General features: G+C 68.5%; 17 protein-coding genes and 1 pseudogene. 5 read left to right on the top strand and 13 right to left on the bottom strand.

Going from position 1 to position 21,551, the window contains the following annotated elements; translation table 11 throughout:
* Positions 1-3: 3 nt before the first annotated feature.
* Entirely contained in the window at positions 4-795 is a 792-nt protein-coding gene (locus tag ACZ5BU_RS23010; protein ID WP_465701914.1) for a GNAT family N-acetyltransferase, read from the bottom strand.
* 150 nt (positions 796-945) lie between these two features.
* On the opposite strand from ACZ5BU_RS23010, the pseudogene ACZ5BU_RS23005 reads away from it, so the two are divergent.
* Positions 946-1,491: pseudogene (locus tag ACZ5BU_RS23005) on the top strand (AMIN-like domain-containing (lipo)protein); the annotation flags it as partial.
* On the opposite strand, the gene ACZ5BU_RS23000 reads toward ACZ5BU_RS23005, so the two are convergent.
* From ACZ5BU_RS23000 to ACZ5BU_RS22985, 4 genes are all read right to left on the bottom strand, one after another.
* On the bottom strand, positions 1,404-3,620 hold the full coding sequence (locus ACZ5BU_RS23000; protein WP_465701912.1) for a GxGYxYP domain-containing protein: 2,217 nt from the start codon (positions 3,618-3,620) through the stop codon (positions 1,404-1,406). The pseudogene ACZ5BU_RS23005 and the gene ACZ5BU_RS23000 sit on opposite strands and share 88 nt — an antisense overlap.
* Before the next feature lie 186 nt (positions 3,621-3,806).
* Positions 3,807-4,580 (bottom strand): hypothetical protein, encoded by a 774-nt coding sequence (locus tag ACZ5BU_RS22995; protein ID WP_465701910.1) that lies wholly within the window; start codon positions 4,578-4,580, stop codon positions 3,807-3,809.
* A gap of 5 nt (positions 4,581-4,585) precedes the next feature.
* Entirely contained in the window at positions 4,586-6,658 is a 2,073-nt protein-coding gene (locus ACZ5BU_RS22990; protein WP_465701908.1) for a M64 family metallopeptidase, read from the bottom strand.
* A gap of 82 nt (positions 6,659-6,740) precedes the next feature.
* Positions 6,741-7,247, bottom strand: coding sequence for a hypothetical protein (locus ACZ5BU_RS22985; protein ID WP_465701906.1), 507 nt, complete (start codon positions 7,245-7,247; stop codon positions 6,741-6,743).
* A 20-nt stretch (positions 7,248-7,267) separates the two neighbouring features.
* Between ACZ5BU_RS22985 and ACZ5BU_RS22980 the strand changes: the two genes are divergently transcribed.
* A complete protein-coding gene (locus ACZ5BU_RS22980; RefSeq protein WP_465701904.1) occupies positions 7,268-7,957 on the top strand; it encodes a class I SAM-dependent methyltransferase in 690 nt (229 codons plus the stop codon).
* On the opposite strand, the gene ACZ5BU_RS22975 is transcribed toward ACZ5BU_RS22980, so the two are convergent.
* A complete protein-coding gene (locus ACZ5BU_RS22975) occupies positions 7,944-8,486 on the bottom strand; it encodes a hypothetical protein (RefSeq protein WP_465701902.1) in 543 nt (180 codons plus the stop codon). The genes ACZ5BU_RS22980 and ACZ5BU_RS22975 overlap by 14 nt on opposite strands.
* On the opposite strand from ACZ5BU_RS22975, the gene ACZ5BU_RS22970 reads away from it, so the two are divergent.
* The gene (locus tag ACZ5BU_RS22970) at positions 8,467-9,363 is read left to right on the top strand and encodes a sensor histidine kinase (protein WP_465701900.1); all 897 of its coding nucleotides are present in this window, start codon (positions 8,467-8,469) and stop codon (positions 9,361-9,363) included. The genes ACZ5BU_RS22975 and ACZ5BU_RS22970 overlap by 20 nt on opposite strands.
* Here the strand turns inward: ACZ5BU_RS22970 and ACZ5BU_RS22965 are convergent.
* From ACZ5BU_RS22965 to ACZ5BU_RS22945, 5 genes are all read right to left on the bottom strand, one after another.
* Positions 9,348-9,701, bottom strand: coding sequence for a GntR family transcriptional regulator (locus ACZ5BU_RS22965; protein ID WP_465701898.1), 354 nt, complete (start codon positions 9,699-9,701; stop codon positions 9,348-9,350). The genes ACZ5BU_RS22970 and ACZ5BU_RS22965 overlap by 16 nt on opposite strands.
* Positions 9,698-10,525, bottom strand: coding sequence for a hypothetical protein (locus ACZ5BU_RS22960; RefSeq protein WP_465701897.1), 828 nt, complete (start codon positions 10,523-10,525; stop codon positions 9,698-9,700). The genes ACZ5BU_RS22965 and ACZ5BU_RS22960 overlap by 4 nt, the downstream gene beginning before the upstream one ends.
* Before the next feature lie 88 nt (positions 10,526-10,613).
* The gene (aspS, locus tag ACZ5BU_RS22955) at positions 10,614-12,383 is read right to left on the bottom strand and encodes an aspartate--tRNA ligase (protein WP_465701895.1); all 1,770 of its coding nucleotides are present in this window, start codon (positions 12,381-12,383) and stop codon (positions 10,614-10,616) included.
* On the bottom strand, positions 12,380-13,708 hold the full coding sequence (gene hisS / locus ACZ5BU_RS22950; RefSeq protein ID WP_465701893.1) for a histidine--tRNA ligase: 1,329 nt from the start codon (positions 13,706-13,708) through the stop codon (positions 12,380-12,382). Before hisS ends, aspS begins: the two co-directional genes overlap by 4 nt.
* Positions 13,705-14,394: an MBL fold metallo-hydrolase gene (locus ACZ5BU_RS22945; protein WP_465701891.1), complete on the bottom strand. Its 690-nt coding sequence runs from the start codon at positions 14,392-14,394 to the stop codon at positions 13,705-13,707. Before ACZ5BU_RS22945 ends, hisS begins: the two co-directional genes overlap by 4 nt.
* 194 nt (positions 14,395-14,588) lie before the next feature.
* Here ACZ5BU_RS22945 and ACZ5BU_RS22940 point away from each other — a divergent pair, with 194 nt between their 5' ends.
* On the top strand, positions 14,589-15,857 hold the full coding sequence (locus ACZ5BU_RS22940) for a DUF349 domain-containing protein (RefSeq protein WP_465701890.1): 1,269 nt from the start codon (positions 14,589-14,591) through the stop codon (positions 15,855-15,857).
* A 39-nt stretch (positions 15,858-15,896) separates the two neighbouring features.
* On the opposite strand, the gene ACZ5BU_RS22935 is transcribed toward ACZ5BU_RS22940, so the two are convergent.
* Positions 15,897-19,748, bottom strand: a complete 3,852-nt coding sequence (locus ACZ5BU_RS22935; RefSeq protein ID WP_465701889.1) for a hypothetical protein — start codon at positions 19,746-19,748, stop codon at positions 15,897-15,899.
* Between the two features lie 128 nt (positions 19,749-19,876).
* Here ACZ5BU_RS22935 and ACZ5BU_RS22930 point away from each other — a divergent pair, with 128 nt between their 5' ends.
* Positions 19,877-20,734 (top strand): hypothetical protein, encoded by an 858-nt coding sequence (locus tag ACZ5BU_RS22930; RefSeq protein WP_465701887.1) that lies wholly within the window; start codon positions 19,877-19,879, stop codon positions 20,732-20,734.
* A gap of 24 nt (positions 20,735-20,758) precedes the next feature.
* Here ACZ5BU_RS22930 and ACZ5BU_RS22925 read toward each other — a convergent pair whose 3' ends face one another.
* Positions 20,759-21,550 carry a hypothetical protein gene (locus tag ACZ5BU_RS22925; protein WP_465701886.1) on the bottom strand — a complete coding sequence of 264 codons (792 nt, stop codon included), beginning with the start codon at positions 21,548-21,550 and terminating at the stop codon, positions 20,759-20,761.
* Between the last annotated feature and the right edge of the window lies 1 nt (position 21,551).

Raw genomic sequence — 21,551 nt, 5'->3', positions numbered from 1 at the left:
AGGTCAGGGTGTCCACTCGTACGGTGTCGTGGTTGTGACGGCGTAGAGACCTAGCTTCTGCAGGATCGGGCGGGAGTCCTCGGAGGCGTCGACCCGGAGGAATTCGTAGCCGCGCTCCTTCGCCAACCGTGCCCGATGCGCGAGCAGAGCTCCGTACAGACCTCGGCGGCGCCACTCCGGCGACGTCCCGCCACCCCACAGGCTGGCGAACCCGGTGCCGGGGTGGAACCGGACCCAGGCGGCCGACACCGCCGGTCCGTCGGTGAGCACGTCTTCGACCAGGAACACCGACAAGCGGTCCGGGAACATCCGGGCCTCACCGGCCAGGCGGTCCACGATCCGCTCCGGTCCGCTGTGCCAGAGGGAGTCGGTGAGGGCGGCGATCTTCCGGTAGTCGGCGGGGCCGTCGGCCTCGCGCAGCCGGACCTTCGACGGTAGCGCGGAGGGGCGTTCGAGGATGCGGTCGACCTCGCCGAGGATCAGCGTCTCCCGCTCCTGCTTCGCGAAGCCCTTGCGCTCGAGCCGGTGACCCAGGTCGGCCGGTTCGTCGTACGCGTACGTCTTCCACTCGAACGGCAGGCCGCGCTCGCGGAAGAACGACACCTCCTGGTCGATCACCGCGTCCGGGTCCTCCCCCAGCCCTCGCGGCGACTCGACGAACCCGGCGCCCTCGGGTCCTTCGACGTACGAACGGTGGATGGGGCCGACGTGCTCCTGCTTCCACCCCGGGATCGCATCCGCGTCCGGGAGGCGGATCCGGCGGTGGAAAACGTCGAGCAGTTCGTCTGGCGTCATCCCCTCATCGTGCCCTGCCCGGCAAGGGAATTTGGAGTCCGGGTTTCGCTTGCGGTCCGTGTGCGATCGGGCACCGGAAATTACCGGGTCCGAGAGCAAACCAGTTGGCAACTGGTCTCGTCCAAGTAAGTGTCCTCGAAGGGGGGAATCATGAACATCCACCACATCTCTCGCAAGACGATCCTCGCCGCCGTCGCGATCACGGCGATCCCCGCGGCCGCGATCGCCGCGCCGAACCTCGCCGGCTCGTCGTCCGCCCCCCACACCACCGCGACCGCCTCGACCAGCACCGCGTCCTGCCCGCGCGGTTGGGGATCGTTGCCCAAGACAAACAATCGGGTGCAGGCGCCGACCGCGACGGCGGTCGTGAACGTACGCACCGGACGCCATGCCTGCTTCGACCGTCTCGTCGTCGATCTGGCCGGCGGCAGAACGGGGTACGACGTCCGCTACGTCAAGAACGTCTACACCGACGGAGCCGGTTTCCTGGTTCCGCTGCGGGGCGGGGCGAAACTGCAGATCGTCGTCCGCGCACCGGCGTACAACATCAACACCGGCAAGGCGACGTACGCGCCGAAGAACCCCAGGGAGCTGACCGACGTCACCGGCTACAGGACGTTCCGGCAGGTCGCGTTCGCCGGCAGCTTCGAGGGGCAGACGAACCTCGGGCTGGGCGTCCGCGCCCGGCTTCCGTTCCGTGTCTTCACGCTGGCGGGTCCGGGTACGCACGGCCGTTTGGTGATCGACGTCGCGCACCACTGGTAAGCCCCACCCCAGCGGTCGCCCGGATCCTCCCCCGGGCGACCGCGTTGGTGATTACAGCACCTGTTGAGGAGATCGTAAAAACTGTTCGCGAGGACCAGTTCGTACGGATCGCCGAGCAACGCACCGAGTTCGGCCATGTCCGACGGCGTCCACGACCAGGCGCCGATCAGTCCGGAGATGAACAATGGCTTGGTACCGTCCCAGCCGGCGATCCGCTGGTCCAGCGCGGCCTTGAACTCGGCCGCCTTACCGGGTGCGCCCCACCCGCCGGTGATCGGGATGCCGCCCTGGCGAACGGCGAACGTGTCGCCGTCCCAGGTCTGCATGATCCCCTTCGTCGGCGTGTAGGCGGCGTACCCCTCGGCGATCTCCTTCGACAGCAGCACCCACGTGTTGTCCTGCCGCCCGCTGTACGCGTACACCACGTCCAACCCGGTACGGCTCATGAACGAACCCGACATCTTCAGGTACTGCGTGAGCTCGTCCGGAGCCCATGACGCCGGGTAGGTGTAGCCCGCGCCGGACGGCCCGCAGACGAGCAGGTCGTTGGCGGTCGCCGTGCTCTGGTAGTAGCTGTAGATGTTCGGGCCCGCCTCGGCCAGCAGCGGGTCGATCGTCCAGTTCGTCGGTACTTCGCCACGCTTCGGGTCGTCCCAGATCTCGCGCAGCCGGCGCTGGCAGTACTGGATGTTGTCGCCCTCGCCGAACGTCAGCGTCAGGTACACCTTGTTCTTCGGCTGGTCGATCCGCCTGATCGGACGGGGTTTCGGCGAGATCGGTGACGTGAAGCCCGCGTGCACGGTGCCGTTCATGTAGAAGTCGGCCGCGACCACGGGCGATCCGCCCTTGCTGGCCAGGTCGACGCCATCCCATTCACCGGAGACGTCGTTCGCGAACCAGCCCATGTACGGTGCCAGCGTCGGCCACTTCGCGTAGTGCTCGATCAGCAGGTCGCCCGTCGCACCGCCCGGTGGTAGCCAGCTCACCAGGGCCTTGGTGGCCACCACGTAGTCGCGGAAGTACGGGAACGGTTCGACCCGGGTCGGCGACGTGTCGGTCGCACTGACGAGGTATTGGTTCCACATCTCCACGGTGACGACGAGGGAGGTCGTACCGGCCGGAGGGGCGATGCGGTAGATCCAGTAGTTGCCGCCGTCGGCGAACCGGTTGCCCTCACCACCGATCGAGGAGTGCGAGCCGTCGAACAGGTACGGCGCCTCCTCCGGGGTGTTCGGCTCGAAGGTGGCGATCACGGTGTCGTTCGCCTTGATCGACACGTGCCGTACCGAGGCACCCCAGCCGTCGTCGGTGAACGAGTCCGCGAACCGGACGTACACGGCCTCCTTGCCAAGCTTCGCGGAGACGTCCAGGTTGTAGGTACCGCGGTTCGACGAGTCGCGGATCTGCTGGGTCTCGCGGGCGATCTCCTGCCATTGCACGCCTTCCACGTCGACCACCCGGGTCGGCGGGAGGCCCGCGAGCAGTTGCTTGGTGACCCGCGGGAACAGGTTGTCCAGCTGCCACCGGTACGTCTTCACGCGGTCGTCGTCGAACATCCCGCGCAGGTCCTTCACGATCTTCAGGCCGTACGCCTTCGCCTGGTCCGCGTCAGCGACGACGGAGTTCTCCAGGCCGGCCAGCGTCGTCGCCACGTTCAGCGAGTCCGGTACGGCGGCGTCGTACACGATCGCGCCCCGGATCCGGTTCCGGTACTTCGTGACCAGGTCCAGCGGGTTCTTGTACAGCTTCGTCGGCAGGCGCATGTCGGACAGCCACTTGGCGTCCGGCACACTCTCGGTCCCGGTGTCGTAGATGAAGTACAACTCCGGCTCGGTACGGTTGACCACGCCTTGCAACGTTGTCAGCAGGGTCTGGTCTCCCCCGCTGAGCTTGCTGACGTCGCCGTAGTCCAGGTGTCGTGGGCGGTTGAACACCGGCAGCAGCCGAGCGGGGCTGCCGGACGTCGATGAATCTGCAGCATTTGCGGTCAATGCGAAGGGCTGGACCAACCCCGCCGTCACCGCACCGCTGCCCGCCAGGAACGCACGTCTCGAAACCATCGTGACCACTCCCTGAGGTTGACATCGATGTCAAATCTGCCCGGAATCTAGCAACGCGACGACGCCGTGTACAGAGCTCGTTACAACGTTGGCCGGACGAATCTGGAATCGTTTCCGCCGAACCTGCAACAAGCAATGGTGTCTGGAGACAAGCTATTGCTTGTCGCCAGACACCATTGGGTGTTGTCAGTGCCCAGTGCCGGTGCGGCCACCGCGGGACTCGATGGCCTCGGGGAGGGTGGATTCGGGCAGGCCCACCAGTTCGGCTACCTGGGTCAGGCGGCCTTGGAGCTGGGCGGCCAGTGGTGCGGCGCCCAGGTGGTCGGTGCTGGCCGGCTCGTCGACGCGGTGCAGCCGGACGTGGATGTCGCCGCGGGTCTGTTCCGTGATGTCGGCGGCCGGTACGCGCGCAGTGAACTCGTAGATCTCGCGAGGCGTCACGTTGTGGCCGCGTTGCTCCGCCGGGCCGTCGAGGTTCGGGAAGGAGCGCTGGGTGTTCGGGTCCGCGACGGTGCCGGCGTGCAGCAGGCGGTCGTGGTGCGTGACCTCGTACGCGTTGGCGCCGTGGAACGTGGTCGACTGGGCCAACGGACCGTCCACCAGGTGGCTGTCGACGACGGTGAGCCGATCGCCGCGGACGCGGATCCGCAGGCGGACGTACTGCTCGTCCGGTGCGCCCGTACGGCGGGTGTGCGCGGCCTGCTGATCCGGCCAGCCGCCGGCCGGCTGCGCTGCCTTGCGGGTGCCGGCCGCTGCGGCGTGGTCGTAGGCGGGCTTGGCCGAACGTGTCGGATCGGGGCGGGCCGCCTGCTCGGCGTCTCCAGCAGCTACGGGCTTTGCCGGTCCGGCGTGCGGCGGTACAGCGGCGTGCTGCCTACGTACCTCTCCTGCCTGTGTCTTGGTCGGGCGTCGGTCAGGCCGGGCCACGCGCTCCGCGTGGCTGCCTTTGGGTTGTTTCATCGTCATCACCAGTTCCGGCCGAAGCGGTAGTTGTGGATCCAGCGGTAGTAGATGCGGTCGAGCGTGACGCCGCGGCGCCCGTCGATGACGCCGAACCAGTCGGTGTTGTGCACGTACAGCTGCGGCTTGCCGGCGCGTCCGGTCATCCGGGCCGGCTCGAACCGGTCGACCGAGCCCAGGTTCCACTCGCCGACCCAGTCACCGACGTAGTCGGCCTTCAGCTCGATCCCCGAGCTCAGCATCCGCCCGAGGTACTCCGTCGACCAGTCCTGGTAGTTCCACACCCACAGGTCGCACTGCCCGGACCCGTCGATGTCGGCCGCGAAGAACTGGTCGTGCCGTCCGAGCCCGTCCCAGCCCGGTACGTCGCCGTCGTAACGGTGCACGTACGCGAGCCCGGACCCGGTCGACCGGAACATGCCGAGGTACGCCATCGACCAGTCGTCGCCGTTGAACACGAACAGGTCGCACTTGCCGTCGCCGTCGAAGTCGCCGAGGATCAGCCGGTCGTGCTGCGCGAGTCCGCCCCAGCCGGGGATGTCGCCGTCGTACCGGTGGATCATCGAGTACCCGGACGCACTCGCGGAGAACAGGCCGACGTACGCCATCGACCAGTCGTCGCCGTTGAAGATCGCGAGGTCGTCGGAGCCGTTGCCGGTCAGGTCGCCGACGAAGAACTCGTCGTGCCTGGCCAGTCCGCCCCAGCCCGGGATGTCGCCGTCGTACCGCTGGCTGACCCAGAACCCGTTACCGGTCGAGCGGAGCAGGCCGACGTACGGCATCGACCAGTCGTCGGTGTTCACCACGACCAGGTCGTCGCTGCCGTCACCGTTCAGGTCGGCCACCAGGAAGCGGTCGTGGGCGGCGAAGCCACCCCAGCCGGGGATGTCGCCGTCGTACCGCGCAACCAGGTGCAGCCCGCCGGCGCCGTCGGACTTGAGCAGGCCGAGGTACGGGATCGCCCAGTCGACGCCGTTGAAGATCGCGACCTCGTCGGTGCCGTCGCCGTCGAAGTCACCGACATACACCTGGTCGTTCGGCATGAACTGCCAGGATCCTGGCACCCGTTCGACGGCGCTGAAGGTGTGCTCGAGCGCGGTCCCGTCGGCGCGGAACAGCTGGATCGACGTGCCGTGGTGCAACAGCAGGTCGCTGCGGCCGGTGCCGTAGAAGCGGCCGGCGTACGCGTTCCGGAACGTGTGCTCGGTCTCGTGGTCTCGGGCGGTCTTGATCGAGGTGTAGCAGACCGGGCAGTACGGCGGGGTGTTGCTGTCCATCCGGCAGTTCTCGACCGGGCGGTAGATGCCGGTGTTGTACGTGCCGCCGCCCTCGAACAGACCGACGTCGGTGTTGCTGTTCCAGTCGGTCGGACGCGGGCCGTTGTTGTAGTTCGCGGCCGACCCGATGCCGGTCGGCAGCGGTGTGCTCGGCGCGATCAGGTTCGCCCACTTCGTGGTCGCCCGGTCGGTGATCGTGGTCAGGTTGATCCAGCCCTGCTCGCCACCGGTGTACGCGCCGCCGGCCGAGTACTCGTCCGCGAAACCACCGATCCCGTGGCCGAACTCGTGCGCGATGACGGTCCAGTTCACGCCCATCGGTACGTGCGCCCGGCCGCCGCCACCGCAGCCGCCGTAGTTCGGGTTGTTGAGTACGACGAGCAGCTCGTTCCAGTCCGGCACCCACTTGTTCAGCGCGGCCTGGATCCGCGCCTCGGTATCCGGCCCGTACTCGAGCCAGCAGTGCGCCCAGGACCCGCTGAAGATCATCCCGAGCGCGGTGTCGTGGATTGTCTCCGACGAGATCGTGTCGTCCGACGGGTCGGTCGGCGTACCGTGCTCGTCGTACGTCCGGGTGCTGACTCCGGAGTCGACGGAGTCCAGGTTCACCCGGTAGATGTTGTACGCCGACGCGTCCTCACTGAAGTAGTCGTGCCCGAAGACGCCGTCGATGAGCGTCGTCTGCACCCAGGTGTTGAACGCGACCTGATCGACCGCGGTGAACCCGTCCCCCAGCACCGCGATGTTCCGCTTCACCCCAGGCGGCCCTGCCTTGCGCAGCACAGTCATGCTGTCAGCCATTGCTCCCCCTTACACAGCGGCGCCCCCAACGAACACCCCCTACTCAGGCGGAGTGCTCGTCGAGGGCCGGTGATACAGGGGATCAGGATTTACGGCGCGGGAACCTCGACCGGAACGTACCGTCGTACTCGAGCTGCATGTACCCGGACGAGTGCACGCCGACCGCGAAGAACGCGACCAGCACGAAGACGATCCCGGCGATGAACGAGATGTGCCAGAACGCCGCGGCGATGCCGACGAACGCCGAGCCCTGCGCGACCGCCTTCGCGAACGAGACGAGCCGCGAGGGGGTCACCCGGCGGCGGTACTCCTCCTGCAGGTTCAGCACGAGGAGCGCCGCGAGCAACGGGATCGACACCGCGAACGCGACCACGCAGATGGTCGCGGTCAGGTCGAGCGGCTGCGCGGTCAGGAACGGCTGCACCACCACCAGCCCGGCGGCACCGAGCCCGCCGTACGTCAGGTTGGACTGCCGGATCCATTCCTGCTGAGCAGCTGGATCGGAGTGCGCCTCCTCCACCTCCGCCTGAATCCGCTCCGCCTCCGCCTCGGCGGCGAGCCGGTGCGCCCGCTCGACCTCCTGCTCCATGGCCAGCAATAGTACGGCCCATGAGGTACTACTACGCCGAGCACCAGACCGCCTACCGACAGCTCATGCAGGAGGGGCTGACGCAGTGGAACGACCTGTTCGGCGAGAGCTGGACCTTCGACAACTTCCCGAACCGGGCGTTCCTCGAGAGCGTTCTCGATCGGCTGTCTGTTGGCGGCGAGGTCCTGGAGTACGGCTGTGGGACGGGGCCGACCGCCTGTTTCCTGGCGGCGCGTGGGTTTCGGGTTGATGCGATCGATCTGATCCCGGAGGCGATCGCGCTGGCTCGGCGGTTTGCCGACGAGCGGGGCTTGCAGGTGAACTTCGCTGTGCAGGACGTGTGTGCGATGCCCGCTGGGAGCAAGCGGTACGACGTGGTGCTCGACAGCTACTGCGTGCAGTCCATCGTGACCGACACTGACCGGGCGAAGGTGCTTGCTGCCGTGCGTGAACGCCTGGACGGGTACTACGTGTTGTCGACGGCTGTGTATGACCCGGAGCGCGTCTACGGAGAGGGGTTCCGGTACGACGCCCGCACCGGCATCTGTTACGAGGAGACGACCCAGCCGACTGATGACGCCGTACAGCTCGACGGCACCTGGTACCTCCCCCACCGCCGCCACCTGCAACCCGACGCGCTCCGCGCCGAGCTGGAACGCGCCGGGCTGCAGGTGATCGAGCAGGACGGCGGCAACGTCATCGCAGTCTGAGTGTGCCGGCCAGTAGGGCGCCAGCAGACCAGGCGGTGAGTACGGGGAGGCCTGCGGTTATCGGGGCGAGCTCTTCGATCAGGTGCGGGTTTGCTACGAGTGGGGCGAGGATCGGTGGGAGGTAGAGGAGTCCGAGCACAGAACCGATCGCTACAGCCGAGTCGTGTACGACGGCTGCCATTCCTACGCTCAGGAGCGCGATGAGCACGAGGTACGCAACGGCGCGGGCCGTTGGGCGTAGCTCAGCGCCCTCGACGAGGCCTAACAGGGCCAACGCGCTTGCGGCCACAGCCACCACCGCGGCGACCACCAGCGTCTTGGCCGCCATCACCCGCGTCCGGCTGGGCACAGCAGCGAGCGTGGTGTGGATGAGACCGGTGCTGTACTCGCCACTGACCACAAGCACACCTAGTACGGCCACGGGCGCCTGTCCCGCGTACACACCGCTGAGCAGCACCTTGGTGCCACAGGTGGTCGCGGCCGCACACACGGCCGTCGTTGCACTGGGCATGTTCCAGGGCAGCAACACCAGTAACAACCTCCGTGCCGTACTGCGCTACACCGCCGTCGCACTCGTACTACTCGCAGCAGGCTCGATCGCCGTCGGCTGGATCGTCGCAGGACGGGCACTGCGGCCGCTCGACACGATGACGCAGGCCGCGCGGAGCATGTCCGCTCAGGACCTGGAGTCCCGGCTGCGCGTGCCGCCCGGGTACAGCGAGTTCACCGAGCTCGCCGGCACGCTGGACGACCTGCTGCAGCGGCTGCACGAGTCGTTCACCGCACAACGCCAGTTCGTCGCCAACGCGTCGCACGAGCTTCGTACGCCGTTGACCGTGCAGCGAACGCTCCTCCAACTCACACTGGCCGACCCGTCCGAAGACTCGCTCCGGTCCGCGTGCGAGGAACTGCTGGACCTCAACCGGCAGCAGGAGCAACTGATCGACGCCCTGCTCACCCTGGCGACCGGGTACGACGGAATCGCCCACTGGGAGCGCTTCGACCTCGCCGACCTGACTTCACGAGCCGTCGCAGCGCAGGAGCCCGAAGCCGCCGCCCGGGACATCAACATCCGCACAACGTTGGCCCCGACAACAATCGCAGGCGACGTACCGCTGACGGCCGGCCTGGTCGCCAACCTGCTCGCCAACGCCATCCGCCACAACGTCCCCGGCGGCATCGTCGACGTTGCCACCGCCGACGGCCGCCTCACGGTCAGCAACACCGGCCGCAAGATCACGTCCGACGAGATCAGTCGGCTGACCGCGCCGTTCCAGCGTGCCGAGTCCCAAGGGCACGGCCTCGGCCTGGCCATCATCACCGCCGTCGCCCGAGCTCACGGGGCCGAGCTGACCATCGAACCCAACCCGGCCGGCGGCCTCCGCGTCACCTACCAGGCGCGCTGAAGGATCTCCGTGGCCTCGGCGAGGCTGAGATTGGCCCGGTGGGCGGCTCGGGCGAAGACGGTCGCCGCCGCTCGGGTCTCTTCGTCGTCGACCCGGCTGCGCGAGGCCAGCACGAAGGTGCCGTTGCGGCCGCGGGTCTCGACGAGCCGGTCGGCCTCGAGTTCCTTGTACGCGCGGGCGACCGTGTTGACCGCCAGCCCCAGGTCGCCGGCCAGCTGGCGAACCGTGGGCAGTCGAGTGCCCTGCGCCAGTTCGCCCGCCCGGATCAGGCCGTCGATCTGGTCCTTCACCTGCTCGTACGGCGGTTTCGCTGCCGCCGGGTCGACCGCGATGATCATCCGGCGACCCGCCGGACCCGCCCGAGTACCTGCCGGTTCGTACCGGCGAAGCTGAGGATCGCCACGAGGATCACTGAACCGCTGAACATGAGCTGGGACAAGGGCTCGACGAAGTGGGGTACGCCGTTCGGCCAGTGGAAGGACAGCGGCACCGCCGCGCCGAGGAGCCAACTGACGCAGAGCATCACCGCACCGAGGTCGCGCAGCGCCGTACCGCGCAACGCCTCCTGCCAGCGGAGCTCGCCCGCCCCCGCGGACGGCCGGTTGACCTTCAACGTCAGCCGCTGCAGCACGACACCACCCGTCCACAGCAACACGGCGACGGCACCACTCACCACCAGAACCCACCCACGCGCCGGGCGATCAGCACCACCGAGTACGACCGTACCGAGGGCGATGCCGACGAGCGGGATCACCACGGCGACCAGGTGGATGGCAACCTCGATCGGGCTCAGGTAGTCGGTCAGCCGGCGCTGGTGCAACGACGCCGTACGCAGACCGTCCTGGCGCGCCGCGCGAACGTTCCGGTACGCGTGCAGCAGCGCCGCGAGTCCCCCGGCCGCGACCGCCGCGGCGACCGACCAGGTGATCAGCTGCACGTCCCAGCCGTGGCCGGCGATGAACATCGCCACAGCGGCGGCCAGGACGCCGACCCAGACGCCGATCAGCAACAACTCCTGGCGCCGCTGGTGCCAGGCTAGCGCCGCGTCGACGAGCCCAGGCTCCGTCGACAGCCCGCCCCGCTCGATCAGCCGGTCGACCGACTTCCGCGCCGCCGTCTTCCGCTGCCACCACAGCAACGCCAGCACCAAGCTGAGTCCCACGAACCAGACCGAGGCCTGCACACCAACCAGCTCCTCTCACTGTTTGTACCAAATGTATTGATACAAACAGTGAGAGTCAAGGATGAGCTCAGGCCTTTTCCGGCTTGGCGTCCACACCCGCTTCCTTGCGCTGGGCCGGCGTGATCGGGGCCGGCGCCGCGGTCAGCGGGTCGAAGCCGCCGCCGGACTTCGGGAACGCGATCACGTCGCGGATCGACTCCGTACCGGCCAGCAGCGCGGTGATCCGGTCCCAGCCGAACGCGATCCCGCCGTGCGGCGGCGCGCCGAACTTGAACGCGTCGAGCAGGAAGCCGAACTTCTCGGTCGCCTCCTCGTCGGTCAGGCCCATCACCTTGAAGACCCGCTTCTGCACGTCCTCGCGGTGGATACGGATCGACCCGCCGCCGATCTCGTTGCCGTTGCAGACGATGTCGTACGCGTACGCCAGCGCCGAGCCCGGGTCGGTGTCGAACGTCTCCAGCGAGTCCGGCTTCGGCGATGTGAAGGCGTGGTGTACGGCGGTCCAGGCACCGGACCCGACCGCGACGTCACCGGCGGCGGTCGCCTCGTCGGCCGGCTCGAACAGCGGCGCGTCGACGACCCACACGAACGACCAGGCGGACTCGTCGATCAGACCGCCGCGGCGGCCGATCTCCAGCCGGGCCGCACCGAGCAGCGCCCGCGACGTCTTCACCGGACCCGCGGCGAAGAAGATGCAGTCGCCCGGCTTCGCACCGACGTGGTCGGCGATCCCCGCGCGCTCCTCCTCGGACAGGTTCTTCGCGACCGGACCGGCCAGCTCGCCGTCCTGACCGACCAGGACGTACGCCAGCCCGCGAGCGCCACGTTGCTTGGCCCACTCCTGCCACGCGTCGAGCTGCTTGCGCGGCTGGTCGGCGCCACCCGGCATCACGACGGCACCGACGTACGGCGCCTGGAACACCCGGAACGGCGTGTTCTTGAAGTACTCCGTGCACTCGACCAGCTCGAGGCCCATCCGCAGGTCCGGCTTGTCGGATCCGAACCGCGCCATCGCCTCGCCGTACGTCATCCGCGGGATCGGTGTCTGCACGTCGTACCCGACCAGCTTCCAGAGCGCGGTCAGGACCTCCTCGGCCAGTGCGATCACGTCGTCCTGGTCGACGAAGCTCATCTCGATGTCGAGCTGGGTGAACTCCGGCTGCCGGTCGGCGCGGAAGTCCTCGTCGCGGTAGCAGCGGGCGATCTGGTAGTACCGCTCCATCCCGGCCACCATCAGCAGCTGCTTGAACAGCTGCGGCGACTGCGGGAGCGCGTACCACGAACCGGGCTGCAGGCGGGCCGGGACCAGGAAGTCGCGGGCGCCCTCCGGCGTCGACTTGGTCAGCGTCGGCGTCTCGATCTCGACGAAGTCGTGCTGCGCGAGCACCTCACGCGCGGCCTGGTTGACCTTGCTGCGCAGGCGGATCGCCGCACCGGGGCCCTGGCGACGCAGGTCGAGGTAGCGGTACTTGAGCCGGATCTCCTCGTTCACCGGGGTCGCGTGGTGCTCCTCGACCGGGAACGGTAGCGGAGCCGCCTCGTTCAGCACCTCGACCTCGGTCGCGATCACCTCGACCTCGCCGGTCGGCAGGTTCGGGTTCGCGTTGCCCTCCGGGCGCGGCGACACCTCGCCGACGATCTTCAGGCAGTACTCCGAACGCAGGCCGTGCGCGGCGTCCTCGTCCCGGATCACGACCTGGACGGTGCCGGTCGAGTCGCGCAGGTCGATGAACGCCACGCCGCCGTGATCGCGCCGCCGCGCCACCCAGCCCGCGAGCACGACGGTCTCGCCGGCGTGCTCGGCACGCAGCGAACCTGCGGAACGGTTACGGATCACGACTTCTCCTCTGTGATGATGCTTGGACGTAGGTCTTCGACGGGCGGGGCCCAGGTGGCGGCGTCGGCCGGGACCTGCTCGCCGCTGCGGATGTCCTTCACTTCAGGACCGTTCTCGGTGCTGAACCAGACGAACGGGATCCCCCGCCGATCAGCGAACTTGATCTGCTTGCCGAACTTGGCGGCGGCCGGCGCGACCTCCACCGCGATCCCCCGCCCGCGCAGCTGAATCGCGGTCCGCATCGCGTCGGCTCTGTCTTCTTCAGAGTTCAGGGCGATCAGCACAGCAGTCGGAGTACGACGACTCGCGGTCAGCAGGCCCTTGGAGATCAGCCGGTGCACCAGCCGCGAGACACCGATCGAGATACCGACGCCGGGGTACGTCGTCTTCCCGTCGGAGGCGAGCGAGTCGTACCGCCCGCCGGAGCAGATCGACCCGTACCCCTCGTCCCCGATCAGCTGCGTCTCGTACACGGTCCCGGTGTAGTAGTCGAGCCCGCGCGCGATCTTCAGATCGGCGACCAGCAACCCGGCCGCGTGCTCGTTCGCCGCCGTCATGATCTGCGACAGCCGCTCGAGCCCTTCGTCCAGGATCTCGTGCTGCACCCCGAGTGCCCGCACCTGGTCCGCGAAGGACGCGTCGGTGCTGGAGATCTCGGCGAGCCGCAGGACCTGCTTGGCGGTCTCCGCGGACAGGCCCGCCTCGGTGAGCAGCTCGGTCACCTTGTCCGGGCCGATCTTGTCCAGTTTGTCGACGATCCGGAGCGTGCCGGTGATGTCCTCGATGCCGAGGCCGCGGTAGAACCCCTCCGGGATCTGGCGGGTGTTCACCTGGATCCGGAACGGCGGGATCGGCAGCTTGCGGAACGCGTCCGCGATCACCAGCGGCAGCTCGACCTCGTAGTGGAACGGCAGCTCGCCGCTGTCGATGATGTCGATGTCGGCCTGGGTGAACTCGCGGTACCGGCCCTCCTGCGGGCGTTCGCCGCGCCAGACCTTCTGGATCTGGTAGCGCCGGAACGGGAACACCAGCTTGCCGCTGTGCTCCAGCACGTACCGCGCGAACGGCACGGTCAGGTCGAAGTGCAGGCCGAGGGCCGCGTCCTCGTCGGCGTTCGCCGCGAGCCGCCGGACGCCGTAGATCTCCTTGTCGGCGTCCTCGCCCTGATCGGACAGCCGCTCGACCGGCTCGACCGCACGGGTCTCGATCGAGGCGAAACCGTGCAACTCGAACGTCTCCCGGATCGTGTCGAGGAACTCCAGTTCGACGATCCGCTCGTTCGGCAAAAACTCGGGGAACCCGCTGAGTGGGGTCACCTTACTCATATGTTCTGTATCTCCAGGTCCTGCAAGTAGGGGTTGGTCGCCTTCTCCCGGCCGATCGTGGTCTGGCCACCATGACCCGGCAGCACGACGATCTCGTCGCGCATCGGCAGGATCTTGGTGGCCAACGTATGCAGCATCGCCGGATGGTCGCCGCCTGGCAGATCCGTCCGGCCGATCGACCCGGCGAACAACACGTCACCGGAGAACAGCACCGCGGGCACGTCCTCGGGCCCGTCGTACGGCGTGGTGAACGTGACCGAACCGCGGGTGTGCCCCGGGGTGTGGTCGACGGTGAAGTTCAGGCCCGCGAGCTCCAGCGACAGCCCGTCCTTCAGCTCGGCGACGTCGTCCGGCTCGGCGAACTCGTGGTTGCCGCCGAGCAGCATCCGCGCCGTCTCCGGGCTGATCCCGGCCATCGGGTCGGCGAGCAGGTGCCGGTCATCGGGGTGGATCCAGGCGGTCGCGTCGTACGTCCCGCAGACCGGGAGCACCGAGAACATGTGGTCGACGTGACCGTGCGTGAGCAGTACCGCGACCGGTTTGAGCTTGTTCTCCCCGACGACCTGCTCGACGCCGGCGGTCGCGTCCTGACCCGGGTCGATCACGATGCATTCCGCGCCCTGGCCGGTGGCGACGACGTAGCAGTTCGTACCCCACGACCCCGCGGGGAACCCGGCGATGAGCACGACAAGCCTTCCTGGAACCGTTCTGGACCCACCAAGGCTACCGGTCGGGCTGGGGTGAGTTCGAACCGGATTGTGACTCAACCCCGTTGCGCCTGAGCTGGGAGTTTGTGATTGTTCAGGGATAGGCGTCGAGTAAGCGGCTCGACGCGCCCAGGCAGGCCCTGTCCGCGCGGTTGGACCGGGTACTGACCAGAATGGGGCACGAGCGCAGTGCATACCGCCGGAAGGGGCGAGTTGTGGCCGGAGAGAACTGGGGCCGGGTAGCCGAGGACGGAACGGTCTTCGTACGGACGAAGGACGGCGAACGGGCGGTCGGCCAGTGGCCGGACGCGAACCCCGAGGAGGCGCTCGCCTTCTACACCCGCCGGTACGACGCGCTGGCGTTCGAGGTGGAGCTGCTGGAACAGCGGGTCCAGGCGGGTACGGTCTCGCCGGACGACGCGCGCGCCGCGGTCAAGAAGGTGAGCAGCTCGCTGGAGGACGCGCAGGCGGTCGGCGACCTGGACGGCCTGCGGGACCGGCTCGACGCACTCACGCCACTGGTCGCCCAGCAGCGCGAACGGCGCAAGGCCGAACGGGCCGCGAAGGTCGAGGAGGCGCGCTCCGCCAAGACCAAGATCGCCACCGAGGCCGAGACGATCGCGGCCGGCACCGACTGGCGGCACGGCGTCACCCGGCTGCGCGAGCTCCTGGACGAGTGGAAGGCGCTCCCCCGGCTGGACAAGTCGTCCGACGACGAGCTGTGGCACCGGTTCTCCTCCGCGCGGACGACGTACACGCGGCACCGCAAGCAGCACTTCGCGGAACTCTCCTCCAAGCGGGACGAGGCCGCACAGGTGAAGGAGCAGCTGGCCGCGGAGGCCGAGTCGCTCGCCTCCTCGACCGAGTGGGGCCCGACGTCCGGCCGCTTCCGGGACCTGATGCGCCAGTGGAAGGCCGTCGGCCCCGCACCCCGCGAGGTCGACGACAAGCTGTGGGCGCGCTTCCGGGCCGCTCAGGACCAGTTCTTCGGCGCGCGGGACGCCGTCCAGGCCGAGGAGAACGCCGAACAGGTCGAGAACCTCAAGGCCAAGGAAGCCCTGCTGGTCGAGATCGAAAGCATCCTGCCGGTCGAGGACGCGCGCACCGCCCGCGAGCAGCTCCGCGACTACCTGGACCGCTGGGACCAGATCGGCAAGGTCCCGCGCGACTCGATGCGTACCATCGACGCCCGCCTGCGCGCCGTCGAACAGGCCGTCAAGTCCGCCGAGGACGAGGTCTGGAACCGCAGCAACCCCGAGGCCCGCGCCCGCGCCGAGGCCACGGTCAGACAACTCCAGTCCCTGATCTCCGACCTGGAGAAGCAGGCTGCCAAGTTCGAGTCCCAGGGCAACACCCGCAAAGCCACCGAGGCCCGGGAAGCCATCGCCGCCCGCCGCGAATGGCTCACCCAGGCCCAGAACGCCCTCGCCGACTTCAGCTGATCAGGGGGTGCGGGTCCGCACCCCCTGTCAGCCTGGTGGCTACGGCCCGAAGAAGGCCATCGTGCGGCCGATCAGGTCGGCCTTGTCGGCCGCCGTCCCGTAGGCCTCCAGTGGGAAGGCCAGGAAGACGACCTTGTAGGTACCGGCGAACGTCAGCGCGTCCGGCTGGGTCGCGTCGTCGGTGAACGCCGGCGTCGCACCGCCGTTCGGCGTGACCTCGTCCTCGAACGTGGCGCCCAGCACGCCGTGATCCAGCGCCACCGCGCCGAGGCCGTTCGTCACCGGGTTCCCGGCGACACCGTGGACCGCGGCCGTGGCCTTGTCGTTCTGCGCCTCGGTGCCGTCCCAGGTGATGTGCAGGTAGTCGTGCACGAACGCCGTCGTACCGGCCGCCTGGTCGAGGATGTCCTGACCGGACATCAGCAACCGGCCGCCGCCGTCCAGGAAGGCCTTCAACCGGGACTCGTACGGCGTGACCGGCGCCGGGTAACTGTTCCCCGTGAACCACACGACGTTCTTGTGGGCCAGGAGGTAGTTCTGCGGCAGGTTGCTGTCCGTGCCGAGATCCCACGTCTCGAACGGAACACCCTTGCTGGTCAAGGCTGTCGCGTACGCGCTCTGCACATCGGGCGAGTTGTTGTCGTTGTCGACCAGCAAGGTGTCGACCGTGACCGCGATCGTCTTGATCGCCGCGCTCGCCGTGACACCCGGACTGCCGACCGACGTCGCGACGACGGTTGCCGTGTTCGTGCCGGTGGCTCCGGCCGGTATCGACACCCGTACGCAGATCGAGGTGCTACCACCGGGCGCGATCGCCGCCGTCGACGTGAGCGGTGTCGTACACGTCGGGTCGAGGAAGGTGACGGGATCGGTCCCGCCAGTACTCGAGAACGTGTAGCTGTCGGTCGTGAACCCGAGGTTCTTCACCGTCAGCGGGTAGGTCAGGCTCGTGCCCGGCCGTCCGCCGTCGGTCTGCGTCGCCGGCGTCAGTACGGCCGCGTACGGCGGCGCGATCGGCGTCGTCACCGGTGAACCGGTCGTGAACGGTCCCTCCGCGGACGTCGCCCGTACGCCGTCGTCGACGATCGCCGTGAGCTTGCTCGAGTTGGCGATCCGGACACCGAAGTGCACGGTCACGCTGCCGCCCGCCGGAACGGTCAGCCCGGACCAGGTCGCCACGCCGTTGACGTTCGTACCGCCGTTGTCGGCATCGAGGAACGACGTGTTCGCCGGGACCGGATCGGTCAGCGACACCCCGGTCGCGGGCGCGTTGCCGATGTTCTTCAGCGTGATCGAGTAGTCCAGCCGGCTCGACGGTCCGACCGGCAGTCCCGAGTCCGCCGTACTGACGACGAGCGCGGGCACCGCGGTGCTGTCGAAGCTCCGGAAGGCACCGCGACCATGGGTTCCGGCCGCGAGCACGCGGTGCGACGCGTCCAGGTCGAGCTGCCAGATCGCTGCGTCCGGCATCCCGGAGCCCAGCGGCGCCCAGTGCACGCCGCCGTCATGCGTCACGAACGCGCCGACGTCGGTCCCGGCGTACAGCGTGTTCGCGTACGACGGGTCGAGGACGACCGAGTTCACCGGGCTGTCGGGCAGGTTGAAGCTGATGTCGTTCCAGGTCGCGCCGCCGTCGGTGGTCTTGTAGACGTGCCCCGGCCGCGACGGGGTCGCCTGGTTGAAGCCGGCGTACGCGACGTAGGCGATCCGGTAGTTGCTCGGGTCGACCGCGATCTGGGTGATCGGCCGCTTCGGCAGCACGCCGCGGTCGACACGCGTCCACGTCGGGCTGTTGGCTACCTGGGCGTTGGTGCTCAGGTACACGAGACCTTCCTCGGAGCCGGTGTAGACGGCGTCGCCACCGCCGGTCCCGATCGCCGAGATGAAGCAGCCACGGCCGCCGTTCGGTGCGGCGCCGGTGCAGCCACTGGTCAGGTCGGGGCTGATCGGCTTCCAGTGCACGTCACCCGCGGACGGTGCCTTCGCGTTGTCGGTGCGGTAGAGCCGGTAGGTGCCAAGGAACAGCTGGTCGGTCTTGCGCTTGTTCTGTACCCACGGGACGTAGAACTCGGCCCGGTCGGTCAGGTTGATGCCGTTGGCGATCGTCTGGTTCGAGAAGAACTGCGCGCCGCCGTCGGTGTAGCGGTACGGCGAGATGCCGAAGTACGTACCGAACACGTAGCTGGCGTCGTTCGGGTCGACGATGACCTGTCCGCCGTCGCCGCTGGCCACGTCGAACCAGCTGTCCGAAGCGGTCGACTTGCGGTCCGTACCGTTGTCCTGGGTGCCGCCCCAGATCCTGGCCGGGACGCTCGGCACGTTCGCGATCGAGGTGAACTGAGCGAGCTGCAGACCGGTGCGATGTGTGACCGCGGCGGTGCCGGGATCGACCGTACCGTTGAGGTTCTGCCACGTCACCGCGTTCAGCGGATCGCTGCCGTTCGGACGGCCGCCGCGATCGGCGCTGTACCAGACGCCGCCGTCGCTGCCGATCAGCACGTGCGCCGGGTTCGCCGGGTCGAGCGCCACCGCGTGGTAGTCGGGGTGCAGGTCCCAGCCGAGGTTCTTCCAGGTCTGGCCACCGTCGTCGGAACGGAAGATCCCGCCGGAGCCGATCGCGTAGTTGAACTGCCCGGCCACGTAGACGATGTCCGGGTTGTTCGGATCGGCGACGACCACGTTGTCGTACGTGCACTGCTCGGCGCAGTAGTCCTCGACCTTGTCCGCGCCGGATCCGGCCGGGAGCATGGACCAGCTCGCCCCGTCGTTCGTCGACTTGAAGATGCGCGCGGGCTGGTCGTTCCAGTTGAAGCCCGCATACAGTACGGCGCCCCGCCCGGCCGGATGCGACAGACCGAGCGAGAACCTGGTCGCGGTGCCGGCGTAGTCGGCCGCCGGGAGACCCGTCATGATCGGCGCCCAGTGCGCGCCGGCGTCGGTGCTCTTGTAGATCGCGTCGCCCCAGAACGAGCTGTACAGGACGTTCGGGTTCCGCGGGTCGATCTCCAGGTCGGTGGCGCCGTTCAGCTCGGACTTCGCGCCCTTGAGCAGCGTCCAGCTCGTACCGCCGTCCTTCGACTCCCAGACGCCGTACTGCGAGTGCACGGGAGGCGTCGTACGACGGGCTCCGCCACGCCCACGGAGAATCGCGGCGTACAAGTGGTTGGCGTTGGTCGGGTCAACGACCAGCGCGGACGTCGACACCCCTTCGAAGAAGTCGCCCGAGACCTGCGCCCAGTGCTGGCCGCCGTCGGTCGACTTCAGGATGCCGTTGCCGAAGTAGCTGTCGCCGGACAGCGCGCCTTCACCGGTACCGGCGTACACGATCGCGTCGTTGGTCGGCGCCACGGCCAGCGCGCCGATCGCGAGCGACGGCAGCCCGTCGGTCTTCGGCGACCAGGTGCCGGACGACGGGTCGTACAGCCAGATCCCGCCCTGCGCACCACCGAGGATGAACTGGCCGGTGCTCGGCCGGATCGCCAGCGCCCCGATTCGTCCGGACATCGCCGTGAAGATCGGCGTACTCCGGGTCACCTGGACGATCGGGTTCGGGCCGGCGCCGGCCCACGGACCGGTGAACGTCGCGGGGCCGGGACTCGGCGTCCCGTTCTTGCGCAGGTCCGCGGCCGACCGCGCCGCGGCGGCGCGCAACGCACCCGCCTGCTGGTTGTCGAGCTGTTGATCGCCCGCCGTACGGCGACTCATGAAGAACAGGTCCCGCTGGAGCTGGACCTGTTCGTCGTCCTCGTTGATACGCGGTGGTGCTGTCCCCGCTTTCAGTGTCGGGGTGTCGTCCGCGACCACCCCACTCGCCGCCCCCGAAGGCGCCGCAACCAGCGCCGCCATGAGCGCCGCTGACCCGATCCCCGCTATCGCACGCCGACTCCTCATACCCGCACTCCCCTTAGTCCCCCGAGCGCGTTTGTTGGCTCCTGCAACTACCCCACTCACCGCCCCCGCTGTCAACCCCCTGTGGACAACTCAACGCACCCACAAGGGATTTCAGTCATCCTGCTGCGATGTTCCCAGCTGACCTCCCCTACTACTGGAACGGCCTCCCCTTCCGACCCCACCAGGTCGGCCGCAAACTGCCCTGGCTGCTGGGGCGCGGGGAGATCCGTGAACTGATCTCCGGCGTGTACGTCGACGTCCGCGTGCGCGACACCCCTGAGTTGCGCGCCCACGCCTTGAGCCTGGTCGTACCTGCTGACGCCACCATCTGCGGCCGGGCCGCCGCCTGGTTGCACGGCATCGAGACGACAGCGCTCAGCCAAGACCTGTTCCGCCCGCAGTGGACCTTCGCCGACCGGCCGAGCACCGAGGTCGTCGGCCTGAAGGTCACCACCCGCGAGGCGACCGCGATCGAGCTGGCCAGACACCTGCCGCGTCCCTTCGCGCTCTCGGCAATCGACGCCCTTCTCCACTCCGGCATGTCGCTGAACGGCCTTCGGAACGCGGCGATCACGTACTTCGCCGAGGACAGCAACTCGCAGGCCGCACAGATCCTCCGCCTCGCCGACAGCCGGGCCGCATCCCCCGGCGAGTCCTGGCTCCGGCTCCGCCTGTTCGACGCCGGCTTTCCCCGCCCCGAGCTACAGGTCCGCGTCGAAGGAAACGGCCGCACCTACCGGCTCGACCTCGGGTATCCCGACAAGCCGGTCGACGGGCGTTGGTTGGGGTTGGAGTACGACAGCGACGCGTGGCACGCCTCCACCAAGCAACAACTGAAAGACGAGACCCGGCGCGCCGAACTGGACGCCCTGGGCTGGCACATCATCTCCGTCCGCCGCACCGACCTCTGGGGCTCCTACCCAGCCCTCGAACTAGCCGTAGGCAGCTTCCTCTGCCAACAACCACGCCTACCCCGACGCTGGTGAGAAGACGCCGGGGGCGCGTGTGGTTCAGCGGGCGGTTCGTTGGGTGTGGTGGCGGAGGTACAGGAGGGATAGGAGGGTTAGGGCGGCGGCTGCTGTGATTGGGAGGGTGGGGTTGTGGGTCGGGGTTTGGAGGGTGGTTGCGGCTGGTGTGGTGGTGTCGGATGAGGCCGTTGTGTCGTAGCCGCCCGCAGTGCCCAGGTCGTTGTAGTGGGAGCCGGGGAGTTTGTCGGAGTAGCGGTGGGCGATCAGGTTCTGGTATGCGGTGATGGTGATGGGCTTGCTGCCGATGGACCGGACGGCGGACGGGTTCAGAGGGCGGACCTGGGTGGACGTCAGGGCGTACCAGGCGCCTATCTGCGGCTCGGTGAAGACAGTGTCACCGGCGGCTGCCTTCGCCATCCGGGCCTCGGTGTTGCCGGTGGCAACGTTTACGGTCTGCCAGCTGCCGGTGGCGTCCGGGGTCGTGTAAACGGTCAGCGGTTTACCGCCGGCGGTGGCACTGGTGGCGGCGTACCAGAAGGTGGCTACCGGAGCCCCCGCGTCGCGGACGAAGGCGGGGTTGAGGGCGTAGATCGGATGGGTGTCCGAGGCAACCGTCGTCCCCGCCTTCGCAGCACTGGCGGATGTGCCACCCGCCTTGGCCAGCAGGCTGAGCGCGGTCGCCGAACGCGCCGCGGTAGTTGCCTCCGACAACTCCGCCCGCCCGACCGGCCGCGGTCCGGCGGCGCCCGCGAAGCCCGCGGCGCCGACCGCGAATCCGAGGCCGGCGGCGAGTACGGCGGCGCAGCGGAGCAAGGTGTTCTTCGGGCGGCGCATA

The sequence above is a fragment of the Kribbella sp. NPDC031520 genome (assembly GCF_055580825.1).
The sequence above is the reverse complement of the archived record's forward strand: the minus strand, read 5'-3'. Positions and strand labels throughout refer to the sequence as shown.